The organism is Burkholderia sp. 4M9327F10 (assembly GCF_005503145.1).
Classification (GTDB): domain Bacteria; phylum Pseudomonadota; class Gammaproteobacteria; order Burkholderiales; family Burkholderiaceae; genus Paraburkholderia.
In genome coordinates this window covers 137,417-158,260 of the sequence record NZ_SCNV01000015.1, presented here as the reverse complement: position 1 = coordinate 158,260, position 20,844 = coordinate 137,417, and the positions used below count along the sequence as shown (strand labels likewise).

The following is a 20,844-nucleotide window of genomic DNA, read 5'->3' as shown; positions in this document are numbered from 1 at the left end:
GCTATGCCCCACACAAGAACAAGGGCGTCGTGACTGCGCAGGTCACGCTCGTCGATCGCAATCCGACCCATATCTGGAAGCCGTTGCTGCACGAAGTGGCCGCCGGCAGCATGGACCCGTTCACGCAGGAACTCGAATATGCCGCGCAGGCGCGCTGGCATCACTTCGAATTTCAGCAGGGCGAGCTGCAGGGCTTGGACCGCGCGGCGAAGCGCATTACGCTTGCCCCGGTAATCGACGACGATGGCGCGGAACTGCTGCCGCAACGTGAACTGGAATACGACACGCTGGTGATCGCCATCGGCAGCACGACGCATTTCTTCGGCGTCAAAGGTGCGCCGGAGTACTCGCTCGCGCTCGATACGGTCAGTCAGGCGGAGCGCTTTCGCAAACGCCTGATCGCCGCCTGCATGCGCGCCGAGCATCAGGTGCATGAGCCGGTAGAGTCGACGCCGGACGCGTCGACTCCGTCCACGGAGCCGCGCATCCAGGTGGCGATTGTCGGCGCTGGCGCGACGGGCGTCGAATTGTCTGCGGAATTGCGCAATACCGCTCAGGTGTTGTCCGCCTATGGGCTGCATAAGCTCGATCCACGCCATGACGTGGGTATTGTGCTGATTGAAGCGGGGCCGCGAATCTTGCCGGCGTTGCAGGAGCGCGTGTCTACCTCGACCGCCGAGTTACTGACAAAGCTGGGCGTGAAGCTGATGACCGGCGAAACGGTTGCCGAAGTCGCGCCGGGCGTGGTGCGGACCGCCAGCGGCCATGCGATTCGTGCCGACCTGACCGTGTGGGCGGCGGGCATCAAGGCGCCCGCGATCCTGTCGCAGCTCGACGGTCTGCCGGTCAACCGGCTCGGTCAACTGGTCGTGCGCCGCACGCTGCAGACCGAGCCCGACGACAACGTTTTTGCGCTTGGCGATTGCGCCGCTTGCCCGTGGCCGGGCAACGAGCGCAATGTGCCGCCGCGGGCCCAGGCCGCGCATCAGCAGGCGAGTTTCCTGCTGAAGGCGCTGGCGGCGCGGCTCGAAAATCAGCCGCTGCCGGAATTCACCTACCGTGACTTCGGCTCGCTGGTGTCGCTCGGGCATTTCAGCGCAGTGGGCAATCTGATGGGCGGGGTGATCGGCGGCAACATGCTGATCGAAGGCCTCTTTGCGCGCTTTATGTATATGTCGCTGTACCGGCTGCATATCGCCGCGCTGCATGGCTACGCGCGGATGGTGCTCGATACCTTCGCGCACTGGCTGCGCCGCACGACGCTGCCGCGGGTCAAGCTGCACTGAGGGTTGCACCGACGGTTGTCCGGAGCGGCGGGCTTCTGCAACAGGATGCGCGCGAGCGTATCCTGTTGCCTTCCGATCCGTCCGTCGTTCACCCGTCGGTCACATCTGTTCATCGCCGATCACTGCCCTTCACTCAAGGAGCGCCGCATGCTGAAGCCCGAAGTCGACAGTCTGGTCCCGCACGTGCCTTTCAATCGACGAACCTTTATCAAAGCTGCGCTCGGCACCGGATTCGCCGCTGCCGTGCTGCCGGTATCCGCCCAAACCATCCATACCGATAGCGACGGCCTCGAAGCCGGCGAAATTGCCGTGCATTCGGGCGATACGCTGGTGCCGGCTTACCGCGCGCAACCGGCGGGCAAGACGCACTTGCCGGTGATCATCGTCGTGCATGAAATTTTCGGCGTGCACGAGCATATCGCCGACGTCTGCCGGCGCTTTGCCAAGGCCGGCTATCTGGCGATTGCGCCGGATCTCTACGTGCGGGAAGGCGATGCGTCGGTGTATCCGACGATCCAGCAGTTGAACGATCAACTGGTCAGCAAGGTGCCTGACGAGCAGGTGTTGGCTGATCTCGATGCCACCGTCGCCTGGGCGGGCGCGAATGGCGGCGACCTGAATCGCCTGGGTATCAACGGCTTTTGCTGGGGGGGGCGGATTGCGTGGCTATACGCCGAACACAATCCGCGCCTGAAGGCCGGGGTGGCGTGGTATGGCCGGGTGACCGGCGCTCACACGGCGATGACGCCGGCCAATCCGATTGACCGGGTGGCCGATCTGCATGCACCGGTGCTGGGTCTTTACGGGCTACAGGATCAGAGCATCCCGCAGGACACGCTCGCGCAGATGAAGCAGGCGATTGCGCAGGGGCCACAGGCTGGACGCGGCTCGCAGTTCGTTGTCTATGACGACGCGGGGCACGCGTTCTTTGCGGATTACCGGCCGAGCTACAAGAAAGCCGATGCCGAGGATGGCTGGCGCCGTGCGCTGGTCTGGTTCAAGGAGCACGGCGTGGTTTAGGTGCGATAGGGCGCCGCGCGTCGCGGGGACGGGCCGGCGAGCCGCCACGACCCGCCCGTCGCTTTTACTTGCTTAGGGATTCGGCCCGGTTGCAACCGGCCGTGCCGGATCGGAACTCCACTCGCTCCACGACCCCGCGTAGAGCAGAGCGCCGTGCAGGCCGCCCACTTCCATCGCCAGAGCGTTGACGCAGGCTGTCACGCCTGAGCCGCATTGCAGCACAACGCGATCCGGCGCGATGCCCGGCAGCAGCGCCTGGAATTCTTCGCGCAGTGAGTGGGCAGGCTTGAAGCGGCCATCGGCCGTGAGGTTGTCCTTGAAGAAGCGGTTCAACGCGCCTGGAATATGGCCGCCCACCGCGTCGAGCGTTTCGTTCTCACCGCGATAGCGGTCCGCCGCCCGTGCATCGACTACCACCCGCTCGTGCGTGCTGAGGTTGCGCTCCACCGCCTGCGCGTCGACCGTCACCGCGAGCGGCGCACCGGCCTTGAAGTCGCCTGCGCTGTGCGGCGCAACATCCTGGGTCAGCGGCTGGTCCGCAGCCTGCCAGGCCTGTAACCCGCCGTCGAGTACGGCTACCGAGTCGTGACCCAGCCAGCGCAACAGCCACCATGCGCGTGCGGCGTACATGCCGCCTTGTGCATCGTAGGCTACGACCTGTTGACCCTGTTTGAGGCCACGCGCGGCGAGGTCGGCGACCAGCTTGGCGCGATCCGGCAAGGGATGGCGGCCATTGGCGCCGGTCTTCGGGCCGGAGAGGTCGCGGTCCAGATGCAGATATTGCGCACCGGGGATATGGCCGGCGGCGTAGGCTTTTTCGCCGGACTCCGGATCGGCGAGGTCGAAGCGGCAGTCGATCACGAAGACGCTGCCTGGCGCAGCGGCGAGCCGTTCCGCGAGGTTAGTCGCGGAGATCAGTGTGGTGTAGTGGGTGTGTGGCATGACGGCTCCTTTATCGACCGGAGTTAGCGCTTTGGCGCTTGGTCCGGTCCCATGTAAGGTACTGGCGAAACAGGTTGCTTCGGTGCGGCTTGAAGCAAGGGTTTGTCGCAAGCCCAAGCCGCTCAACCGACTCATGTTAGTAGTCTAAACAAAAAAAGACGGACCGAAGTCCGTCTTTCTGTGATTGCTACCTGTACGTGTGCCGTAAGACGGCCCTACCCGCTCAGATCGTACCGAGTTCGCGCCGCAGGAACTCGTGGAAGTGCTGCATACCGTCTTCCATCGGGCTCTGATACGGGCCCACCTGCGACTCGCCGCGCTGCATCAGCGCGCGGCGCCCGGCGTCCATCCGCTCCGCGATCTCATCGTCTTCACGGGCCGTCTCCATGTAGGCGGCGCGCTCAGCCTCAATGAATTCACGCTCGAACAGCGCGATTTCCTCGGGGTAATAGAACTCCACCACGTTGGTGGTTTTCTGCGGACCGCGCGGAATCAGCCATGACACGACCAGCACATGCGGGTACCACTCGATCATCAAACCCGGGTAGTACACCATCCAGATTGCGCCGAACTCGGGGGCCTTGCCCTCGCGGAAGCGCAGCACCTGGTCGTGCCATTTGCGATACGTCGGGCTGCCCGGCTGCTCAAGGCCCTTGTGGACCCCGACCGTCTGCACGCTGTACCATTCGCCGAATTCCCACTCCAGGTTGTCGCACGAGACGAAGCTGCCGAGTCCCGGATGGAACGGCGCGACGTGGTAGTCCTCGAGATAGACCTCGATGAACGACTTCCAGTTGTAGTTGCACTCATGGACTTCGACATGATCGAACATGAAGTTCGAGAAGTCGAAGTGCTGCTTCGTGCCCAGACGTGCGAGATCGTGCGCGACGTTGCGCCCCTGGGCTTCGAACAGCAGCCCCTGCCAGTTCTGCAGCGGCGTGGCGCCGAGATTCAGGCAAGGGTTGTCCGCGAAATGCGGTGCACCGAGAAGCTGGCCGTTCAGATCGTACGTCCAGCGGTGCAACGGGCAGACGATATTCTCCGCCTGGCCGCGGCCTTTAAGCATGATGGCTTGCCGGTGGCGGCATACGTTCGACAACAGCTCAACTTGTGACTGATTGTTACGAACGAGCACACGCCCCTCGCTCTCGCTGGGCAAGGCAAAATAATCCCCCGCATCCGGCACCATGAGTTCGTGCCCAATGTAGCGAGGACCTTTCTTGAAAAGGGTTTCGATTTCGCGCGTTAGAAGCGCTTCGTCAAAGTAAGCCGTGACTGGCAGCTGGCTGTGAACAGACCGCAACTGCAATGCATTGCTCAGATTGGACATTCCCACTCCCGTGAAGATGAAAGCAGTGAACAACCCAACCATCGAAGATTCGATTTAGGGAGCCCGCGATTATACCCGTTTCCCCCTCCTTGGGGCGACTAAGTGTCTGATTTGGGTCAAAATTGTGAAGATGGTTCACAATTTCCGTGTGAGCAAAAAGGATTTTTTTCTGTCAGGCTCTGGGTGGGCCGTAAGGTAAGCAGACGGGGCGAGGCGCGGCGAGCGGATCGGATTTGTCGCTTTTGCCGTAGAATGTCCGACTTGTTTTAATTTTGCGACCATTCATGGCGAAGACCGCATCAAAGGAACCCGCTGCAACCCCCGAGGGCGCCGACAGCACCCCACTGCCCGAGAACTACGAAGCGGCGCTGGCGGAACTGGAAGCACTGGTTGCGCGGATGGAAGGCGGCAGTCTGAGCCTCGAGGAATCGCTCGCCGCATACCGGCGTGGCGCGACCCTCGTGACGTTTTGCCAGCAACAACTGGAAAAGGTCGAGCAGCAGGTGCGGGTTCTCGATGGCGAGACCCTCAAGCCGCTGCCCATGAGTGGCGCAGGCACAGCCGCTACAGAGAGCGGGGACGACCTATGACCTTCGAACAATGGATGCACTCGGTACTCGAGCGTGTCGAGACAGCACTAGAACACTATCTGCCGGCGCCGAGCGTTGAGCCGGCGCAACTGCACGAAGCCATGCGCTATGCGGTGCTGGGCGGCGGCAAGCGGGTGCGCCCGCTGCTGTGCCACGCGGCCGGGGAACTGACAGGCGCACGCGTCGAATGTCTCGACGCAGCAGCAGCGGCGCTGGAGATGATCCACGTCTACTCGCTGGTGCACGACGACATGCCGTGCATGGACGACGACGCGCTGCGTCGCGGCAAGCCCACGGTGCATGTTAAGTATGATGAACCGACCGCGCTGCTGGTCGGCGACGCGCTGCAATCGCAAGCTTTCGTCGCGCTGACGGCCGACGTGCTGGCGCCGACGCAACAGGCGGCGCTGGTGCGCGAGCTGGCGCTGGCGAGCGGTTCGATCGGCATGGCCGGGGGCCAGGCCATCGATCTGGCGAGCGTCGGCCACACGCTGACGCGGCCGCAACTCGAAACAATGCACCGCATGAAGACCGGCGCGCTGCTGCGCGCTTCGGTGCGCATGGGGGCATTGGCGGGCGAAGCGCCGGGCGCGGACGCAATGCGTTCGCTCGACGCCTATGCGGCCGCTGTGGGCCTCGCGTTTCAGGTCGTGGACGATATTCTCGACGTCACGACCGATTCCGCGACGCTTGGCAAAACGGCAGGCAAAGACGCGAAGGACGGCAAGCCGACCTACGTGTCGATCATCGGGCTTGAAGCGTCGCGCGACCTCGCGGCGCAACTGCGTGCCGATGCCCACGCTGCAATCGCGCCGTTTGGCGCTCGTGCGCAGCGTCTTGCCGAACTGGCTGACCTGGTGGTGAACCGGGTCAGCTGAACGCGAAAGCCCGCCGCCGCGCATTCGCCACAGTGAATGCGTGAATGAAGTGCGGGCGCGTAAGTTTTCCTACAATGGAACGACGATGTACGACTTGCTGAAAACCATCGACGACCCGGCAGCCCTGCGCCGCCTCGATCGCCGCCAATTGCAACCGCTTGCAGACGAGTTGCGTGCCTTCGTGCTCGACAGCGTCTCGCAGACGGGCGGACACCTTTCGTCCAATCTTGGCACGGTCGAACTGACGATTGCGCTGCACTACGTGTTCGACACGCCGCGCGACCGGATCGTCTGGGATGTCGGCCATCAAACCTACCCCCACAAGATCCTGACCGGCCGCCGCGACCAGATGCATTCGCTGCGTCAGTACGGCGGCATCTCCGGTTTCCCGCGCCGCGACGAGTCGGAGTACGACACGTTCGGCACCGCGCACTCCAGCACCTCGATCTCCGCTGCGCTTGGCATGGCGATCGCCAGCAAGCTGCAGGGTGAGAACCGCATGGGCATCGCTGTGATCGGCGACGGGGCGATGACGGCCGGGATGGCTTTCGAGGCGATGAACAACGCAGGCGTCGAAGACGACGTGCCGCTGCTGGTCATCCTCAACGACAACGACATGTCGATCTCGCCGCCGGTGGGCGCGCTGAATCGCCATCTGGCGCGTCTGATGTCGGGCCGCTTCTACGCAGCGGCGCGCGCCGGCGTGGAGCGCGTGCTGCGCGTGGCGCCGCCGATGCTCGATCTCGCCCGCAAGCTCGAAGAGCACGCGAAGGGCATGATCGTGCCGGCTACGCTGTTCGAAGAGTTCGGCTTTAACTACATCGGCCCGATCGACGGTCACGATCTCGACTCGCTGATCCCGACGCTGCAGAACATCAAGGAACTGCGCGGTCCGCAATTCCTGCACGTGGTCACCAAGAAAGGCCAGGGCTACAAGCTGGCCGAAGCCGATCCGGTGCTGTACCACGGCCCGGGCAAGTTCAATCCGGCTGAAGGCATCAAGCCCGCCACCACGCCGTCGAAGAAGACGTACACGCAAGTGTTCGGCGAATGGCTGTGCGACGCGGCGGAACTGGATTCGCGTGTTGTCGGCATCACGCCTGCCATGCGTGAAGGCTCGGGCATGGTGGAGTTCGAGAAGCGCTTCCCGGACCGTTACTTCGATGTCGGTATTGCCGAGCAGCACGCGGTGACCTTCGCGGGTGGCCTGGCGGCGGACGGCATGAAGCCGGTCGTGGCGATCTACTCGACGTTCCTGCAGCGCGCGTACGACCAGTTGATCCATGACGTCGCGCTGCAGAACCTGCCGGTGGTGTTTGCCATCGACCGCGCGGGTCTGGTCGGCGCGGACGGCGCAACGCACGCGGGCGCCTACGATCTCGCGTTCATGCGCTGCGTCCCGAACATGACGGTGATGGCCGCTTCGGATGAAAACGAATGCCGCCAGATGCTATACACGGCGCTGCAGCAGCCGAACCCGACGGCAGTGCGCTATCCGCGCGGTGCGGGCACCGGTGTGGCGACGGTCAAGCAGATGACGGCGCTTCCGCTCGGCAAGGGCGAAGTGCGTCGCGAAACGACGCAGCCGGCCGGCAAGCGGATCGCCATTCTCGCGTTCGGCACGATGGTTGCACCGTCTCTGGCAGCCGCGGAGCAACTGGACGCCACCGTGGCGAACATGCGCTTCGTCAAGCCGCTCGATGCCGAGCTGGTGCGCGAACTGGCGGAAACCCACGACTATATTGTCACCGTCGAAGAAGGCTGCGTGATGGGCGGTGCGGGTTCGGCCTGCGTCGAAGCCCTGCTCGCCAGTGGGGTTATGCGTCCCGTACTACAATTGGGCCTCCCCGATCGCTTCATCGATCATGGGGATCCGGCCAAGCTGCTCGCGGAGTGTGGTCTGGATAGCGCGGGCATTGCTAAATCGATCCGCGAGCGCTTCCTGGATCACGCCAGCGGCGCCGCGGGCAAGTCGGTCAAGCGCGTCGCCTAAGCAGGCTGGCGAGTCGCAGGATCGAGCCGGGCGCCGAGGTTTGCAGGCGCTATCGCGGCTATAGCAATCTCCAACTTGAATCGATGGGCCTTCGGGCCCATCATGCAACGCCGGCATTAGCCGGCGTTCGCCGTTGCGTGCGTCGATCCGCTCGGCCGTCGAGCACCCCTGGCCTGTCGCTTTGAGACAGCGCCCCGAGGGGATTTCCTTCGGAGTGGAAAGCCTGGGGCGGCGCGGCGTTTTCCTGAAAGGAACAAGAACATGAATCAGATGAATCCCGCCTTTGTGATGCCCGACGTGCAGAGCACGGTCGACACCCGCCAGATCCCGATTCAACGGGTCGGCGTGAAGGCCGTGCGCCATCCGCTCACGGTGCGCACACAGGGCGGCGACGTGCAGCCGACCGTCGGTACGTGGAACCTCGACGTTCACCTGCCCGCCGAGCAGAAGGGCACGCACATGTCGCGCTTCGTTGCGCTGCTCGAAGAGAACAAGGCCCCGCTGGAGCCGTCGACGTTTCGCACAATGCTGGCGGCGATGCTGGAGAAGCTCGAGGCCGAAGCCGGCCGCATCGAAGTGTCATTCCCTTACTTCGTCAACAAGACGGCCCCGGTCTCGGGCGTGCAGAGTCTGCTGGACTACGAAGTGACGCTGACGGGCGATACCCGTAACGGCAGCACGCGTGTGTTCCTGAAGGTGCTGGTGCCGGTTACGAGCCTGTGCCCGTGCTCGAAGAAGATTTCTCAGTACGGCGCGCACAACCAGCGCTCGCATGTGACGATCAATGCCGAACTGGCCGATGAGGTGCCGGTGGAGGAGCTGATTCGGATTGCCGAGGAAGAGGCGTCGTGCGAACTGTGGGGCCTGCTGAAGCGCCCGGACGAGAAGTTCGTTACCGAGCGTGCCTATGAAAATCCGAAGTTCGTCGAAGACCTGGTGCGCGATGTGGCGCAGCGTCTGAACGCGGATGCGCGGGTGGTGGCGTATGTGCTCGAGGCTGAGAACTTTGAATCGATCCACAATCACAGCGCTTATGCTGTGATCGAGCATGACAAGCGGGTTGCGTCGCGGTAAGCCTAAGTTTTGGCTTCCTTCCCGGTTAAGTCTGTCTTGATGTGAAAACGGCCGCTTTAGCGGCCGTTTTCAATTGCAGTTGCGCGCGGCCCGCCTGGCTTCAGCGTGCGAGGGACGTCAGATCCCAGCGCGGCTTGACCGTGAACGCGTAGTCCTTGCCGCTCTGGCCGGGCCAGCGCGCAAGACGCAGCGCCCCGGCCAGCGCGATCATCGCGCCGTTGTCGGTGCACAGCGAGAGGTCCGGGTAATGGACGTCGAAGCCGCGCTTCTTCGCGGCTGCCGAAAGCGCTTCGCGCAATTGCCGGTTCGCTCCCACGCCGCCCGCAACTACGAGGCGCTTGAGCTTGGTCTTCTTCAGTGCCGCCAGCGATTTGGCCGCCAGAACATCCACCGCCGCGTCGACAAAACCTCGCGCGAGATCGGCCTTCGCCTGTTCGCAGATATTCGCGCCGCCGAGCTTCTTCACATGCGTCAGCACGGCGGTTTTCAGGCCGCTGAAGCTGAAATCCAGGTCGCCGGAATGCAGCATGGGGCGCGGCAGAACCACTGCGCCGGGGGTGCCGAATTCCGCCAGCCGCGACACTTCCGGGCCGCCAGGATAGCCGAGGCCGAGCAGCTTGGCGGTCTTGTCGAAGGCTTCTCCGGCCGCGTCGTCGAGCGTTTCGCCCAGCGTCTCGTAGACACCTACGTCGGTCACGCGCATCAACTGCGTGTGACCGCCGGATACCAGCAGGGCGACGAACGGGAACGGCGGCGGCTCGTCGACCAGCAGCGGCGAAAGCAAATGCCCTTCAAGGTGGTGAATGCCGATGGTGGGCTTGTCCCATGCCATGGCGAGTGCATTGGCGATGCTGGCGCCGACCAGCAGCGCACCAGCCAGACCCGGGCCCTGGGTGTAGGCGATCGCGTCGATTTCGCCGCGCGCCGTGCCCGCGCGCTCCATGACTTCTTCGAGCAGCGGCAGCGCGCGCCGGATATGGTCGCGTGACGCGAGTTCCGGCACCACGCCGCCATACTCCCGATGCATCGCAATCTGCGAATGCAGCGCGTGCGCCAGCAGGCCGCGCTCCGTGTCGTAGAGCGCGAGTCCGGTTTCGTCGCAGGAGCTTTCGATGCCGAGAACGAGCATGATGTGTGGGCTGCAGGGGCGCGGCAAACATGCGGCTGTCTGGGTCATGGCATGGGCTGGGGCTGCCGCCTGGCTTCTAGCCAGCCTTGCTTGGCTTACCCAGCACCCAGCGCCAGCGTGCTTCCGCCAGCATGTTCAGGCGCCCGAAAAATGAAAAGGCAAGCTTGTAAGTATAGCAGTGCGGGGCAGGGGCCGCAGGTACAATGCGCGCCATGGAATCCTTCGATATCGCGGTCATCGGCGCGGGCGCTGCCGGCATGATGTGCGCGGCGGTCGCCGGCCAGCTTGGCCGACGCGTCGTGCTGATCGACCACGCGCCGCGCCTCGCGGAGAAAATCCGCATTTCCGGCGGCGGCCGCTGCAACTTCACCAATCTGTACGCGGGACCGGCCAATTACCTGTCGGCAAACCCCCATTTCTGCCGTTCGGCGCTCGCGCGCTATACGCCGCGCGACTTCATGGCGCTGCTCAAGCGCTATCGCGTCACTTGGCACGAGAAGCACAAAGGGCAACTGTTCTGCGACCAGTCGAGCGATGCGGTCATCGACGTGCTGAAAAGCGAGTGCGACGCCGGCGGCATAACCTGGCGCCGGCCGCTTGCGGTCGAGCAGGTGCGGCACGAGGCCACCGACGGCTATACCCTCGACACCCACGCCGGCCCGATCCGCGCCCGCGCGCTGGTGGTGGCGACCGGCGGCCTGTCGATTCCAAAGATCGGCGCAACCGACTTCGCCTACCGGCTCGCCAAGCAGTTCGGCCACAAGCTGATCGACACGCGCCCGGCGCTTGTGCCGCTGACGTTTGCCGCGGCCGACTGGGAACCGTTTGCAGCGTTATCCGGCGTTTCGCTGGAGGTGCAACTCGCCACCGGCAACAAGAAAACCGGCATGGAGTTCGTCGAGGACCTGCTGCTGACGCATCGCGGGCTGTCCGGACCGGGCGTCCTGCAGATTTCGAGCTACTGGCAGCCCGGCGAGCCCATCCACGTCAATCTGCTGCCGGAACGGGACGCTATCGGCGCGCTGCTGGAAGCCAAAACCAGCACCAAGCGCCAGATCGCCAACCTGCTGGCCGAATGGGTGCCCACCCGGCTCGCTCACGTCTGGCTGGAAACGCACCAGATTCCCGCCGAAGCGCGTATCGCCGACCTACCCGACAAGACGCTGCGCCGCGTCGGCGAGGCTTTGTCGCGCTGGACGCTCACCCCGAACGGCACCGAAGGCTACCGTAAGGCCGAGGTGACGCGCGGTGGGGTCGACACGCGCGATCTATCCTCGACCACCATGATGAGCGCCCGCTCGCCGGGCCTGTACTTCATCGGCGAGGCGGTCGACGTAACCGGCTGGCTCGGCGGCTATAACTTCCAGTGGGCATGGGCTTCCGGCGTGGCAGCAGGCCAGGCGGCGGCGGAGTATGCTCGGGGGGCTTGACGCGGACGTGTGTTTGTGAGAAAGCTCTGCTATACTCCCCAACCTTTACAAAGTTCCGTTATTGAAAAATGACGATCATCCGCGTAAAAGAAAACGAGCCTTTTGAAGTCGCGATGCGCCGCTTCAAGCGCACGATCGAGAAGAACGGGCTGCTGACCGAGCTTCGAGCGCGCGAGTTTTACGAAAAGCCCACGGCTGAGCGCAAACGCAAGAAGGCATCGGCGGTGAAGCGCCACTTCAAGCGGCTGCGCAGCCAGATGCTGCCAAAGAAGTTTTACTGATTCTGACGTCGCTGCGGTTCCTACGGAGCGTCGGCACGCAACCGGTGGCAGCGCTAGACGCCGCCCCGTGCGGACAACCTGGCCGTCAGGCCACCTTGGTCACGCCGCATCTACTCCGCGAATTCGCGCCAACCCGCTTGAGGAAGCAGTCCCAAGCGGGTTTTTGTGTTGATGCACCGGGCGTGGCCAGACCTTTTTACATTCCAACGCATTTAGGTGAGTAATGAGTCTCAAGGATCGGATCAACGACGACATGAAGGCCGCCATGCGCGCCCGCGAAACCGAGCGCCTCGGCACCATCCGCCTGCTGCTCGCCGCAATCAAGCAGCGTGAAGTCGACGAGCGCGTGACGCTCGACGACGCCGCCATCACCGCGGTCATCGACAAGATGATCAAGCAGCGCAAAGACTCCATCAGCCAGTTTGAAGCGGCCAGCCGCGCCGATCTGGTCGAAAAGGAAAGCGCCGAACTCACCATCCTCTCCGCCTACATGCCGGCGCAACTGTCCGACGCGGAGATCGCCGCCGAAGTGCAGGCAGCGGTCGCGCAAACCGGCGCAGCCGGCCCGCAGGACATGGGCAAGGTGATGGGCGTACTCAAGCCGAAGCTCGCGGGCCGTGCCGATATGACCGCCGTTTCCGGGCTGGTCAAGGCCGCGCTCGCGAAGTAACGTCGGTTCACCGGACTGCACGGCCTGCCCTCGCGCAGACCGCGCAGCCTTCAGGCTTTCAAGGTAGCGCCCTCCACTGTGATTCCGCATTCGTTCCTGCAGGATCTGCTGAACCGCGTCGATATCGTCGACGTGGTCGGCAAGTATGTGCAACTGAAAAAGGGCGGTGCGAACTTCATGGGGCTCTGCCCGTTTCACAACGAAAAGAGCCCCTCGTTTACCGTTAGTCCGACTAAACAGTTCTACCACTGCTTCGGTTGCGGCGCGCATGGCACGGCAATCGGCTTTTTGATGGAGCACGCCGGGCTGTCCTTTCCTGAAGCCGTCAACGACCTGGCGCAGTCGGTCGGGCTGACGGTGCCGCAGGAACCGTCGCCGCATCAGGGCGGCGGGGGCGGCGGCTATGCGCCAGCGGTCTCCAAGGCCGTGACCACCGCGCTTTCCGATGTGATGCAAACGGCATGCGACTTTTACCGCAAGCAACTGCGCGGTGCGCCCGGCGCGATCCAGTATCTGAAGAAGCGCGGCTTGACCGGGGAGATTGCGGCCCGTTTCGGACTCGGCTATGCGCCGGACGGCTGGCAGAACCTCGAAGCTGCATTTCCTAATTATCGGGACGACGCGCTGGTCGAGTCAGGCCTCGTGATCGTCAGCGAGAAGTCCGACGCTCAGGGTCAGAATCGCCGGTACGACCGCTTCCGCGAGCGGATCATGTTCCCGATCCGCAATGTCAAAGGTCAGGTGATTGGCTTCGGCGGCCGGGTGCTGGACGGCGGTGAGCCCAAATATTTGAATTCCCCGGAAACGCCTCTATTTAACAAGGGCAGCGAGCTTTACGGCCTGTTCGAGGCGCGTCTCGCGATTCGTGAACAGCAGTACGTGCTGGTGGTCGAAGGGTACATGGACGTGGTCGCACTGGCCCAATTGGGGTTCCAGAACGCCGTCGCGACCTTGGGTACGGCCTGTACGCCGATTCATGTGCAGAAATTGCTACGCCAGACCGATACGGTAATTTTTAGCTTCGACGGCGACTCCGCGGGCCGCCGCGCGGCTCGCCGGGCGCTCGACGCCTGCCTGCCGCACGCGGCGGACAACCGGACTATTCGTTTCCTGTTCCTGCCCACGGAACACGATCCTGACAGTTACGTGCGCGAATTCGGCACCGAAGCGTTTGCCGAGCAGGTCGAGCGGGCCATGCCGCTGTCGCAGTTCATGTTGAATGAAGTGCTGGCCGGCAAGGAGCTGGACCAGCCCGAAGGCCGGGCGCGCGCGCTTTTCGACGCGAAGCCGCTGCTGCAGGCGCTGCCGGCCAATGCGCTGCGTGCGCAGATCATGCATATGTTCGCCGACCGGCTCGACGTGCCGTTCGACGAGGTAGCCGCGTTATGCGAGGTGGATGCCCGGATCGCCGCTGCCGCCCGCCAGGCGCCGGCCCGCAAAGACCGCCGCAGTGTGACGGGGATTGAGGAAAAGACGCTACGCAACCTCGTCATGTACCCGCGGACGGTCGCGGTGCTGGACGAAGAGGCCGAGCAGGCGCTGCTGGCGGTGACCCGCCACGGCGAGCTTTTCGAGGAAGTCACGACACACGCCCGCGCGCTGGGCGATGCGGCGGAGTTCCAGTTGCTGTCCGATCTCTTGCGAAATGGCGCTAACGCCCCGACTTTCGAGGAAATCTTTCGCAAAATTCTGGACTATGATGAAAACGTTCGGGATTTGTTGCTGAAGGATCCCACGGACGCGGCCGTCATCGAGGAACGGCGCGAGCAGGAACGGATTGTCGGCGAAGAGTTAAAGGCGGCAATCCTGAAGATGCGCTATGACGCCTATTGTGAACGACTCGACCAACTTTCACGGCAATCGAGGCATACCGCCGAGGAGTTTGCCGAGCTGACGGATTTGAATCAGAAACGGGCTGACATGAAGCGCCAGCTCGGACTGTAAGCAGGGAGGGGCTGAAACCGAAGTGCTATAATAAAAGGTTTTCAGCGGTTTGTTTTCCAGGCAAAAGGCGAAAGGCGATTGCAATGGCAAAGACTACAGGCGGAAAGAATGCGACAGGCACAGGCTCTGAGGAGCCGACCACGAAGGTCACCCGGGCCAGGTCCGCTTCTTCCGCGAAAAGAGCGTCTGCCGCAAGTGCCACACCTTCTGTGAGGAAGAAAACCTCGACTACTTCCGCCGCGCAAGCGGCGTCGGTGAGCGCGGCGAAAGCCGTCACGCCGGTCACGAAGCGGCCGAGTGCCAGAAGCGCAAGGGAAGCCGTTGCCGCCCAGGACGATGCGGTAACGCGCGAGACTCCAGTATCCACGGTTCTGCAGGCTGTTGTCCAACAGCCGGGAGTCGAGACTACAGCCGGTACGGCGAACTCCATGACGAAAAAGCTGAATGAAGTATCCGTCGATGACGACGCAACCCCGAGCGAGGAAACTGCTGCAGCTCCGGGAAAAGGCGAAAAGGCCAAGGCACGCGACCGCCGCGCGAAGGAAAAAGCGCTGCTGAAGGATGCTTTCGCGTCTACCCAACCTGGCACCGCTGAAGAACTGGAAGAGCGGCGCTCGAAACTGCGAGCGCTGATCAAACTCGGCAAGGAACGCGGCTTCCTGACGTATGCCGAGATCAACGACCACCTCCCGGACAATTTTGCCGAGACCGAGGCGATCGAAGGCATCATCAGCACGTTTAACGACATGGGTGTGGCTGTCTACGAGCAGGCGCCCGATGCCGAAACGCTGCTGCTGAACGACAACGCGCCGGCAGCTTCGTCTGACGACGAAGTTGAAGAGGAAGCCGAAGTAGCGCTGTCCACCGTCGATTCCGAATTCGGCCGCACCACCGACCCGGTCCGCATGTACATGCGTGAAATGGGTACGGTTGAACTGCTCACGCGCGAAGGCGAAATCGAAATCGCGAAGCGGATCGAAGACGGTCTGAAGCACATGGTGATGGCCATCTCCGCGTGCCCGACCACGATCGCGGACATCCTCGCGATGGCTGAGCGCGTCGCGAACGAGGAAATCCGTATCGACGAACTGGTCGACGGCCTGATCGACGCCAACGCGGAAGATGCCGATGGCTTCTCCGCGCAGGAAGCGGAAGCGATCGAGAGCGAAGACGAGGAAGTCGACGAGGACGAAGACGAAGACGACGAAGATGACGACGGCGCGGCGCAAGCCACCGCCAACGCAGCGCAGATGGAAGCGTTGAAGCGCGCTTCGCTCGAAAAGTTTGCCCTCATCAGCGAGTGGTTCGACAAAATGCGCCGCGCCTTCGAGAAGGAAGGCTACAAGTCGAAGTCTTACCTGAAGGCTCAGGAAACGATCCAGAACGAGCTGATGACCATCCGCTTTACCGCGCGTACTGTCGAGCGTCTGTGCGACACGCTGCGTTCCCAGGTGGACGAAGTGCGTCAGGTCGAGCGTCAGATCCTGCATACGGTGGTCGACAAGTGCGGCATGCCGCGTGCCGAGTTCATCGCGCGTTTCCCGGGCAGTGAAACGGACCTCGAGTGGGCCGACAAGATCGTCGCCGAAGGTCACGGCTACAGCGCGATCCTCACGCGTAACATTCCGGCGATCCGCGAACAGCAGCAACGTCTGCTGGACCTGCAGGCGCGTGTGGTGCTGCCGCTGAAGGACCTGAAGGAAACCAACCGCCAGATGGCGGCGGGCGAACTGAAGGCCCGTCAGGCCAAGCGTGAAATGACCGAGGCCAACCTGCGTCTCGTGATCTCGATCGCGAAGAAGTACACGAACCGTGGCCTCCAGTTCCTCGACCTGATCCAGGAAGGCAACATCGGCCTGATGAAGGCGGTGGACAAGTTCGAATACCGTCGTGGCTACAAGTTCTCCACGTACGCCACATGGTGGATCCGTCAGGCCATCACGCGTTCGATTGCGGACCAGGCGCGCACGATCCGGATTCCGGTTCACATGATCGAAACGATCAACAAGATGAACCGCATCTCGCGTCAGATTCTGCAGGAAACCGGTCTTGAGCCGGATCCGGCTACGCTGGCAGAAAAGATGGAGATGCCGGAAGACAAGATCCGCAAGATCATGAAGATCGCGAAGGAGCCGATCTCGATGGAAACGCCGATCGGTGACGACGACGATTCGCATCTGGGCGACTTCATCGAAGACACGAACACGGTTGCGCCGGCTGACGCTGCGCTGCATGCCAGCATGCGCGACGTCGTGAAGGACGTGCTCGACTCGCTGACGCCGCGTGAAGCGAAGGTGCTGCGCATGCGCTTCGGTATTGAGATGAGTACCGATCACACCCTCGAAGAAGTGGGTAAGCAGTTCGACGTGACGCGTGAGCGGATCCGTCAGATCGAGGCGAAGGCGCTGCGCAAGCTGCGTCACCCGAGCCGTTCTGACAAGCTGAAGTCGTTCCTCGAAGGGAATTGATCGAGGGACATCCGGCTGCTACAGCGGATATAGGGGCTTCCTGATCGTTTTGCTGACGCAAGGCGGTTACGGAAGCCCCTTTTTCGTGTAGTATGTCGGCCAATCACCGAATAGGCCCGGCCTTCAGACCGGGTCTTTTTCTTGGCATCACTTCTTAGGGCCGGACGCCGTGCTGGTTGCAGGCAGCGGACTCATAATCCGCCTCCGAAAGGACACCGTGGGTTCGACTCCCACCCGGCCCACCAGAAAATCAAAGAGTTACGAAAGACAAGGGGTGTGGTCCGCTTTCTTGTCCACTCTTGCGTGCAACTGCCGCGTAACCAATTTATTGGCGCGGTCAAATCTTCGGGAGCCGTTCATTCTCCCGAAAGCTATCCTCTTCCCATCCTGTCGAACGCGATACTCCCAGTGAGCGACATCTTGTCCGCTCTACAGCGTGATATGTTGTCGTCCACGCGATCCGCGTACGCAATCAACGACGTGCGTGGCTGTCCTCCTCTCCTATGAACTCGCAGGGTCTGGGTGGTGTTGTTTCAAGTTTTCCTCTGTGCAGGCAGAGCGTGAACAGATCACCAGGGCAACTTGCGGTAAAAGTCATGCTCAACCTGGCCGCGTCTCACGAAAGAACCGAACGCATTCACGGCTAGAAACACGATGGATCCGGCAAACACACCGATGAACCACGCTGCCGACGCGCCGACATCCTTGAGCATGAGCAGAACCAACCCCGCGAGGCAGAGCAGCATGCAGGTGAAGCCGATGCCAATCATGCTTGGCAACCGTTCTTCGACACGCTGGATGGGTGCGACATTCGTCCCGAGCAGATTAAGCATGACACGGGCCTTGTGCGGGGTCGCGATCAATTGTGTTCCCTGACCGTGCTGCACCATCTGCGCGGCGAGCGCCTGGACAAGCAGGGCATTGACCGGTCCCGGATTGCCAATCGCCGTGTCCAGGTCGTGCGCAGCGAGCTTCAGGTCGTTGTCTTTTACCGCCGTCAGTGTTGCATGTTTGCCCGGACCCGGTACGTGCGTCAGCCACAGATGCTTGATACGTTCGTTTGGCGTCTGCTGCGCCGCCAGCATCGTTTTCAGTGCTTCGAATACGCTGTCCATTGTCGCTGGGACCGGGCGGAACAACCACGCTTCCGGTTTGAGCCTTCCCTTGCTGCTCGCGACGACAGTCCGGGATGCGAACAGGAGCGCAACCCCTGCTTCCGAGCAGGTCGGCTCCTTTCCCGTTGAGTGGAGCTGGTAGGCCAGCACCAGACGGTAATCGGGCATCCTGTCGCCAGACAGCCACTGCTCGACCCGACCCATGTCAAGCGGTTCTGCCGCTCGCGATATCTGTACGAATCCGAAGTCGTGCGGCACCAGAGTGCGCAGCAGCGCGCGCAGATCGTTCAGGTCTTCTTCCCGCTCCGACTGCACAACGATACTGAACGTATGGCTGGCTGCAGAAGTCGTCATGTACGGTGCGAACGGCGTCACGAGTTGCTCAAGCACCTGCTGGACGCGGGATACTGAACCTTCTTTTCTCTCAGTCGCAAGGGGTAGGTTTTTCCCGGCGTTCGTGGGAGGGCTGCCCTCAAGCCCCAGCATCCGTACGCCCAGGTCCTTTTCTGGCGTCAGCGTGACGCTCCCGATAATCGCGACGCGTTCCTGCGCCCACCACCGCCAGTTCTCGTATGCTCTGAGACACAGGTTATTCCAGAGATCGACGCGCTCATTCCAGTCCTCATAAGGAAGATAGAGCACACTGCATGCAACGCCTCCAAACAGCAGCGGAAGGAGCAGGATGCGTACAAAGAACTCAGCGGAAATAACCGGCTTGCCTTGCTTCCAGTTGAGTACCGTGAAGATAAAGCAAAGAACAAAGGAGCCAAGGAAGACGAGCACGCTGATCCAGGCTGGAAGCGGCTTCAGATGCTCGTATTCTTCGACTTTCGGCTCGATCCATTTCATGCTCATGTGCGGTTCTTCATCCCTGACTGGCTGGCAATGACACGGCTTCCGCATTGGGTGCTGCACTGGTCGACAACCCACTTGCGGCCACCTTCCTGATAGCCTTCCCCGTGCTCGATGATCGGATTGTCGCCATGCTCGGGACAGGTCACGATGTCGTAGTGCAGCGCGACCCGCTTGCCTTCAAGCGTGAACGATGCGGAGGCCGTTTTGACGATGCCGCCGTGCGTGGTTTCATCGCCTTCGCGTACCGGATTTTTCATTGGCGATCCTGATTTAGTGGTGCATCGGGATTGGTTGGTCTGATCGAGGCGTCGCAGGTAATGTGGTCCTGACCCGATGGAGTGTGAATCCCGGAAAGAAAGCCGGGTCGCTTCGATGCGGCAAAGCTATCGCCCGTGATGCCAGGCGGATATGGTCTGCTCAGGTCAATATTGGGCATCATTGGATATTCCACGACATAGGCGTCGTCATCTCCCCATTTTTTCGCGACATAAAGCTTATCTTTGGTCACTGAAATTGTGTAATCTTTTGAATATTCAAATGGATCAAAATTATTTTTCGAATAAACAACGCCATCAAATATTCTGCCTCCATCAGTCGAATATGCCATCGTCGGATTGCAACCGCGCTCGCCGTTACCGCATACGGTATATGGTGGAGTTGCGGCAGGAAATACGAGATTCCTTCCGGTAGGATCTGCATTGATGACGCGGCCCTGGAAATTTTCGACGGTACCGCGACCGAGGTAGCTACGGATTCCCGCCTTCGTGTCGTTGTAGAACGTCTCGCCGTGGTTGCAATCCCGGTAGTGCTCTAGCGTTACGAAACGATGGTCGTCAATGTGATAGATCACCTGCGGCGGCGAGTCGTAGGGCAGTTCCTTTGCGGCCAGAAAATCGCCAAGATTGAACGACCACGGCTGCTGCGCCGCACAGCCGATGGTTGCCGCAGACAGGGCGAGTGAAATCAGCTTACGAACCATTGTAGTTTTCCCCACCCTCAAGCATGAAGAATGTAGAGGCCGTTTTGAAGACGTTACCGTGCGTGGTTTCGTCGCCTCCACGTACTTTATTTTCATTAGTTATCCTGATTTAGTGGCACATCGGGATTGGTCGGCCTGATCAAGGTGTCACAGGTAATGTGGTCCTGGCCGGAAGGGGTTCTCAACCCGGTTGGAGCTTGAACATCGAATTCAATACGCTTTCCAGCCGGTAGCTTTTCCTTCGAGAAATAAACGAATCCAGGGATCATGGGGTACCTATCCGTCTCTGTCTGATTCGTCGTTTCACCTAGCTTCTGGTTTATATAAATCGAGTCATTTGTAGCGATAATCGTATAGGCTTTTGAATCCTGGTAGGGATCGAAGCTATTCGGCATGTACACGATCGAGTGGAAATTCTCGCCGCCATCTGTCGAGTAAAAGAGGACAACCGTACAGCCACGGTCGCCACAAACCAGACGTGGAGGGAACGCCACCGGAAGGGCGATGTTGTTTCCGCTCGGATCAGCGTTGATGATTTTTCCCTGAAAATTCTCGAAGTAACCGATGCCGAGCATTTTTCGAATGTTTCTCTTCGTATCGTTGTAGAACGTCTCACCGTGATTGCAGTCCCGGTAGTGTTCCAGCGTGACGAAACGATGATCGTCAATGCGGTAGATCACCTGCGGCGGCGAGTCATAGGGCAGTTCCTTCGCGGCCAGAAAGTCGCCAAGATTGAATGACCACGGTTGCTGCGCCGCGCAGCCGACGGCTGCCGCGGACAGGGCGAGCGCAATCAGCTTACGAACCACTATAGTTTTTCCCGCCCTCAAGCGTGAACGATGCGGAGGTCGTTTTGACGA

At 61.6% G+C, this 20,844-nt stretch carries 19 protein-coding genes and 1 tRNA gene; 12 read left to right on the top strand and 8 right to left on the bottom strand.

The features are described 5' to 3' along the window. The first annotated feature begins 29 nt into the window (after positions 1-29). Both FFS45_RS16570 and FFS45_RS16565 read left to right on the top strand, forming a co-directional pair. A complete protein-coding gene (locus FFS45_RS16570) occupies positions 30-1,286 on the top strand; it encodes an NAD(P)/FAD-dependent oxidoreductase (protein ID WP_249362818.1) in 1,257 nt (418 codons plus the stop codon). Between the two features lie 147 nt (positions 1,287-1,433). After that, the gene (locus FFS45_RS16565) at positions 1,434-2,306 is read left to right on the top strand and encodes a dienelactone hydrolase family protein (protein WP_137955719.1); all 873 of its coding nucleotides are present in this window, start codon (positions 1,434-1,436) and stop codon (positions 2,304-2,306) included. A gap of 72 nt (positions 2,307-2,378) precedes the next feature. Here the strand turns inward: FFS45_RS16565 and FFS45_RS16560 are convergent, their stop codons facing one another. After that, the gene (locus FFS45_RS16560) at positions 2,379-3,248 is read right to left on the bottom strand and encodes a sulfurtransferase (RefSeq protein WP_137955718.1); all 870 of its coding nucleotides are present in this window, start codon (positions 3,246-3,248) and stop codon (positions 2,379-2,381) included. A 223-nt stretch (positions 3,249-3,471) separates the two neighbouring features. Continuing rightward, a complete protein-coding gene (locus tag FFS45_RS16555) occupies positions 3,472-4,578 on the bottom strand; it encodes an aromatic ring-hydroxylating dioxygenase subunit alpha (RefSeq protein WP_137955717.1) in 1,107 nt (368 codons plus the stop codon). 284 nt (positions 4,579-4,862) lie between these two features. Between FFS45_RS16555 and FFS45_RS16550 the strand changes: the two genes are divergently transcribed. The 4 genes from FFS45_RS16550 to folE2 all read left to right on the top strand — a co-directional run bounded on the left by FFS45_RS16550 (position 4,863) and on the right by folE2 (position 9,113). Next, positions 4,863-5,168: an exodeoxyribonuclease VII small subunit gene (locus FFS45_RS16550; protein WP_137955716.1), complete on the top strand. Its 306-nt coding sequence runs from the start codon at positions 4,863-4,865 to the stop codon at positions 5,166-5,168. Further along, positions 5,165-6,046 carry a polyprenyl synthetase family protein gene (locus FFS45_RS16545; protein WP_137955715.1) on the top strand — a complete coding sequence of 294 codons (882 nt, stop codon included), beginning with the start codon at positions 5,165-5,167 and terminating at the stop codon, positions 6,044-6,046. Before FFS45_RS16550 ends, FFS45_RS16545 begins: the two co-directional genes overlap by 4 nt. Positions 6,047-6,131: 85 nt before the next feature. Beyond that, entirely contained in the window at positions 6,132-8,039 is a 1,908-nt protein-coding gene (dxs, locus tag FFS45_RS16540; RefSeq protein WP_137955714.1) for a 1-deoxy-D-xylulose-5-phosphate synthase, read from the top strand. A 261-nt stretch (positions 8,040-8,300) separates the two neighbouring features. Further along, positions 8,301-9,113, top strand: coding sequence for a GTP cyclohydrolase FolE2 (gene folE2, locus FFS45_RS16535; RefSeq protein WP_137955713.1), 813 nt, complete (start codon positions 8,301-8,303; stop codon positions 9,111-9,113). 100 nt (positions 9,114-9,213) lie between these two features. Here folE2 and tsaD read toward each other — a convergent pair whose 3' ends face one another. After that, on the bottom strand, positions 9,214-10,242 hold the full coding sequence (gene tsaD, locus FFS45_RS16530; protein ID WP_137955712.1) for a tRNA (adenosine(37)-N6)-threonylcarbamoyltransferase complex transferase subunit TsaD: 1,029 nt from the start codon (positions 10,240-10,242) through the stop codon (positions 9,214-9,216). 203 nt (positions 10,243-10,445) lie between these two features. Here tsaD and FFS45_RS16525 point away from each other — a divergent pair, with 203 nt between their 5' ends. From FFS45_RS16525 to dnaG, 4 genes are all read left to right on the top strand, one after another. Continuing rightward, on the top strand, positions 10,446-11,672 hold the full coding sequence (locus FFS45_RS16525; protein WP_137955711.1) for an NAD(P)/FAD-dependent oxidoreductase: 1,227 nt from the start codon (positions 10,446-10,448) through the stop codon (positions 11,670-11,672). A 68-nt stretch (positions 11,673-11,740) separates the two neighbouring features. Next, on the top strand, positions 11,741-11,953 hold the full coding sequence (rpsU, locus tag FFS45_RS16520; protein WP_074266548.1) for a 30S ribosomal protein S21: 213 nt from the start codon (positions 11,741-11,743) through the stop codon (positions 11,951-11,953). Between the two features lie 223 nt (positions 11,954-12,176). Next, positions 12,177-12,623: a GatB/YqeY domain-containing protein gene (locus FFS45_RS16515; RefSeq protein ID WP_137955710.1), complete on the top strand. Its 447-nt coding sequence runs from the start codon at positions 12,177-12,179 to the stop codon at positions 12,621-12,623. Between the two features lie 78 nt (positions 12,624-12,701). Beyond that, on the top strand, positions 12,702-14,567 hold the full coding sequence (gene dnaG, locus FFS45_RS16510; RefSeq protein ID WP_137955709.1) for a DNA primase: 1,866 nt from the start codon (positions 12,702-12,704) through the stop codon (positions 14,565-14,567). A gap of 25 nt (positions 14,568-14,592) precedes the next feature. Here dnaG and FFS45_RS42380 read toward each other — a convergent pair whose 3' ends face one another. Further along, entirely contained in the window at positions 14,593-14,934 is a 342-nt protein-coding gene (locus FFS45_RS42380) for an RNA polymerase subunit sigma (protein ID WP_249362812.1), read from the bottom strand. On the opposite strand from FFS45_RS42380, the gene rpoD reads away from it, so the two are divergent. Beyond that, complete coding sequence (gene rpoD / locus FFS45_RS16505; protein ID WP_249362811.1) at positions 14,822-17,035, top strand: RNA polymerase sigma factor RpoD; 2,214 nt, start codon at positions 14,822-14,824, stop codon at positions 17,033-17,035. The genes FFS45_RS42380 and rpoD overlap by 113 nt on opposite strands. A 157-nt stretch (positions 17,036-17,192) precedes the next feature. After that, positions 17,193-17,280 (top strand) — tRNA-Ile (locus tag FFS45_RS16500). A 324-nt stretch (positions 17,281-17,604) separates the two neighbouring features. Here the strand turns inward: FFS45_RS16500 and FFS45_RS16495 are convergent. From FFS45_RS16495 to FFS45_RS16480, 4 genes are all read right to left on the bottom strand, one after another. Continuing rightward, on the bottom strand, positions 17,605-19,005 hold the full coding sequence (locus FFS45_RS16495; RefSeq protein ID WP_137955707.1) for a hypothetical protein: 1,401 nt from the start codon (positions 19,003-19,005) through the stop codon (positions 17,605-17,607). Further along, positions 19,002-19,262 carry a PAAR domain-containing protein gene (locus FFS45_RS16490; protein ID WP_137955706.1) on the bottom strand — a complete coding sequence of 87 codons (261 nt, stop codon included), beginning with the start codon at positions 19,260-19,262 and terminating at the stop codon, positions 19,002-19,004. Before FFS45_RS16490 ends, FFS45_RS16495 begins: the two co-directional genes overlap by 4 nt. After that, positions 19,259-19,984 carry a hypothetical protein gene (locus FFS45_RS16485; protein WP_137955705.1) on the bottom strand — a complete coding sequence of 242 codons (726 nt, stop codon included), beginning with the start codon at positions 19,982-19,984 and terminating at the stop codon, positions 19,259-19,261. Before FFS45_RS16485 ends, FFS45_RS16490 begins: the two co-directional genes overlap by 4 nt. A 95-nt stretch (positions 19,985-20,079) precedes the next feature. Next, positions 20,080-20,793, bottom strand: coding sequence for a hypothetical protein (locus FFS45_RS16480; RefSeq protein WP_249362810.1), 714 nt, complete (start codon positions 20,791-20,793; stop codon positions 20,080-20,082). Between the last annotated feature and the right edge of the window lie 51 nt (positions 20,794-20,844).

Bases quoted from the DNA above. Each gene is read 5' to 3' on its own strand.
- FFS45_RS16565 (WP_137955719.1), top strand. From the start codon at position 1,434: ATGCTGAAGCCCGAAGTCGACAGTCTGGTCCCGCACGTGCCTTTCAAT.
- FFS45_RS16560 (WP_137955718.1), bottom strand. From the start codon at position 3,248: ATGCCACACACCCACTACACCACACTGATCTCCGCGACTAACCTCGCG.
- FFS45_RS16555 (WP_137955717.1), bottom strand. From the start codon at position 4,578: ATGTCCAATCTGAGCAATGCATTGCAGTTGCGGTCTGTTCACAGCCAG.
- FFS45_RS16550 (WP_137955716.1), top strand. From the start codon at position 4,863: ATGGCGAAGACCGCATCAAAGGAACCCGCTGCAACCCCCGAGGGCGCC.
- FFS45_RS16545 (WP_137955715.1), top strand. From the start codon at position 5,165: ATGACCTTCGAACAATGGATGCACTCGGTACTCGAGCGTGTCGAGACA.
- dxs (WP_137955714.1), top strand. From the start codon at position 6,132: ATGTACGACTTGCTGAAAACCATCGACGACCCGGCAGCCCTGCGCCGC.
- folE2 (WP_137955713.1), top strand. From the start codon at position 8,301: ATGAATCAGATGAATCCCGCCTTTGTGATGCCCGACGTGCAGAGCACG.
- tsaD (WP_137955712.1), bottom strand. From the start codon at position 10,242: ATGCTCGTTCTCGGCATCGAAAGCTCCTGCGACGAAACCGGACTCGCG.
- FFS45_RS16525 (WP_137955711.1), top strand. From the start codon at position 10,446: ATGCGCGCCATGGAATCCTTCGATATCGCGGTCATCGGCGCGGGCGCT.
- rpsU (WP_074266548.1), top strand. From the start codon at position 11,741: ATGACGATCATCCGCGTAAAAGAAAACGAGCCTTTTGAAGTCGCGATG.
- FFS45_RS16515 (WP_137955710.1), top strand. From the start codon at position 12,177: ATGAGTCTCAAGGATCGGATCAACGACGACATGAAGGCCGCCATGCGC.
- FFS45_RS16495 (WP_137955707.1), bottom strand. From the start codon at position 19,005: ATGAGCATGAAATGGATCGAGCCGAAAGTCGAAGAATACGAGCATCTG.
- FFS45_RS16490 (WP_137955706.1), bottom strand. From the start codon at position 19,262: ATGAAAAATCCGGTACGCGAAGGCGATGAAACCACGCACGGCGGCATC.
- FFS45_RS16485 (WP_137955705.1), bottom strand. From the start codon at position 19,984: ATGGTTCGTAAGCTGATTTCACTCGCCCTGTCTGCGGCAACCATCGGC.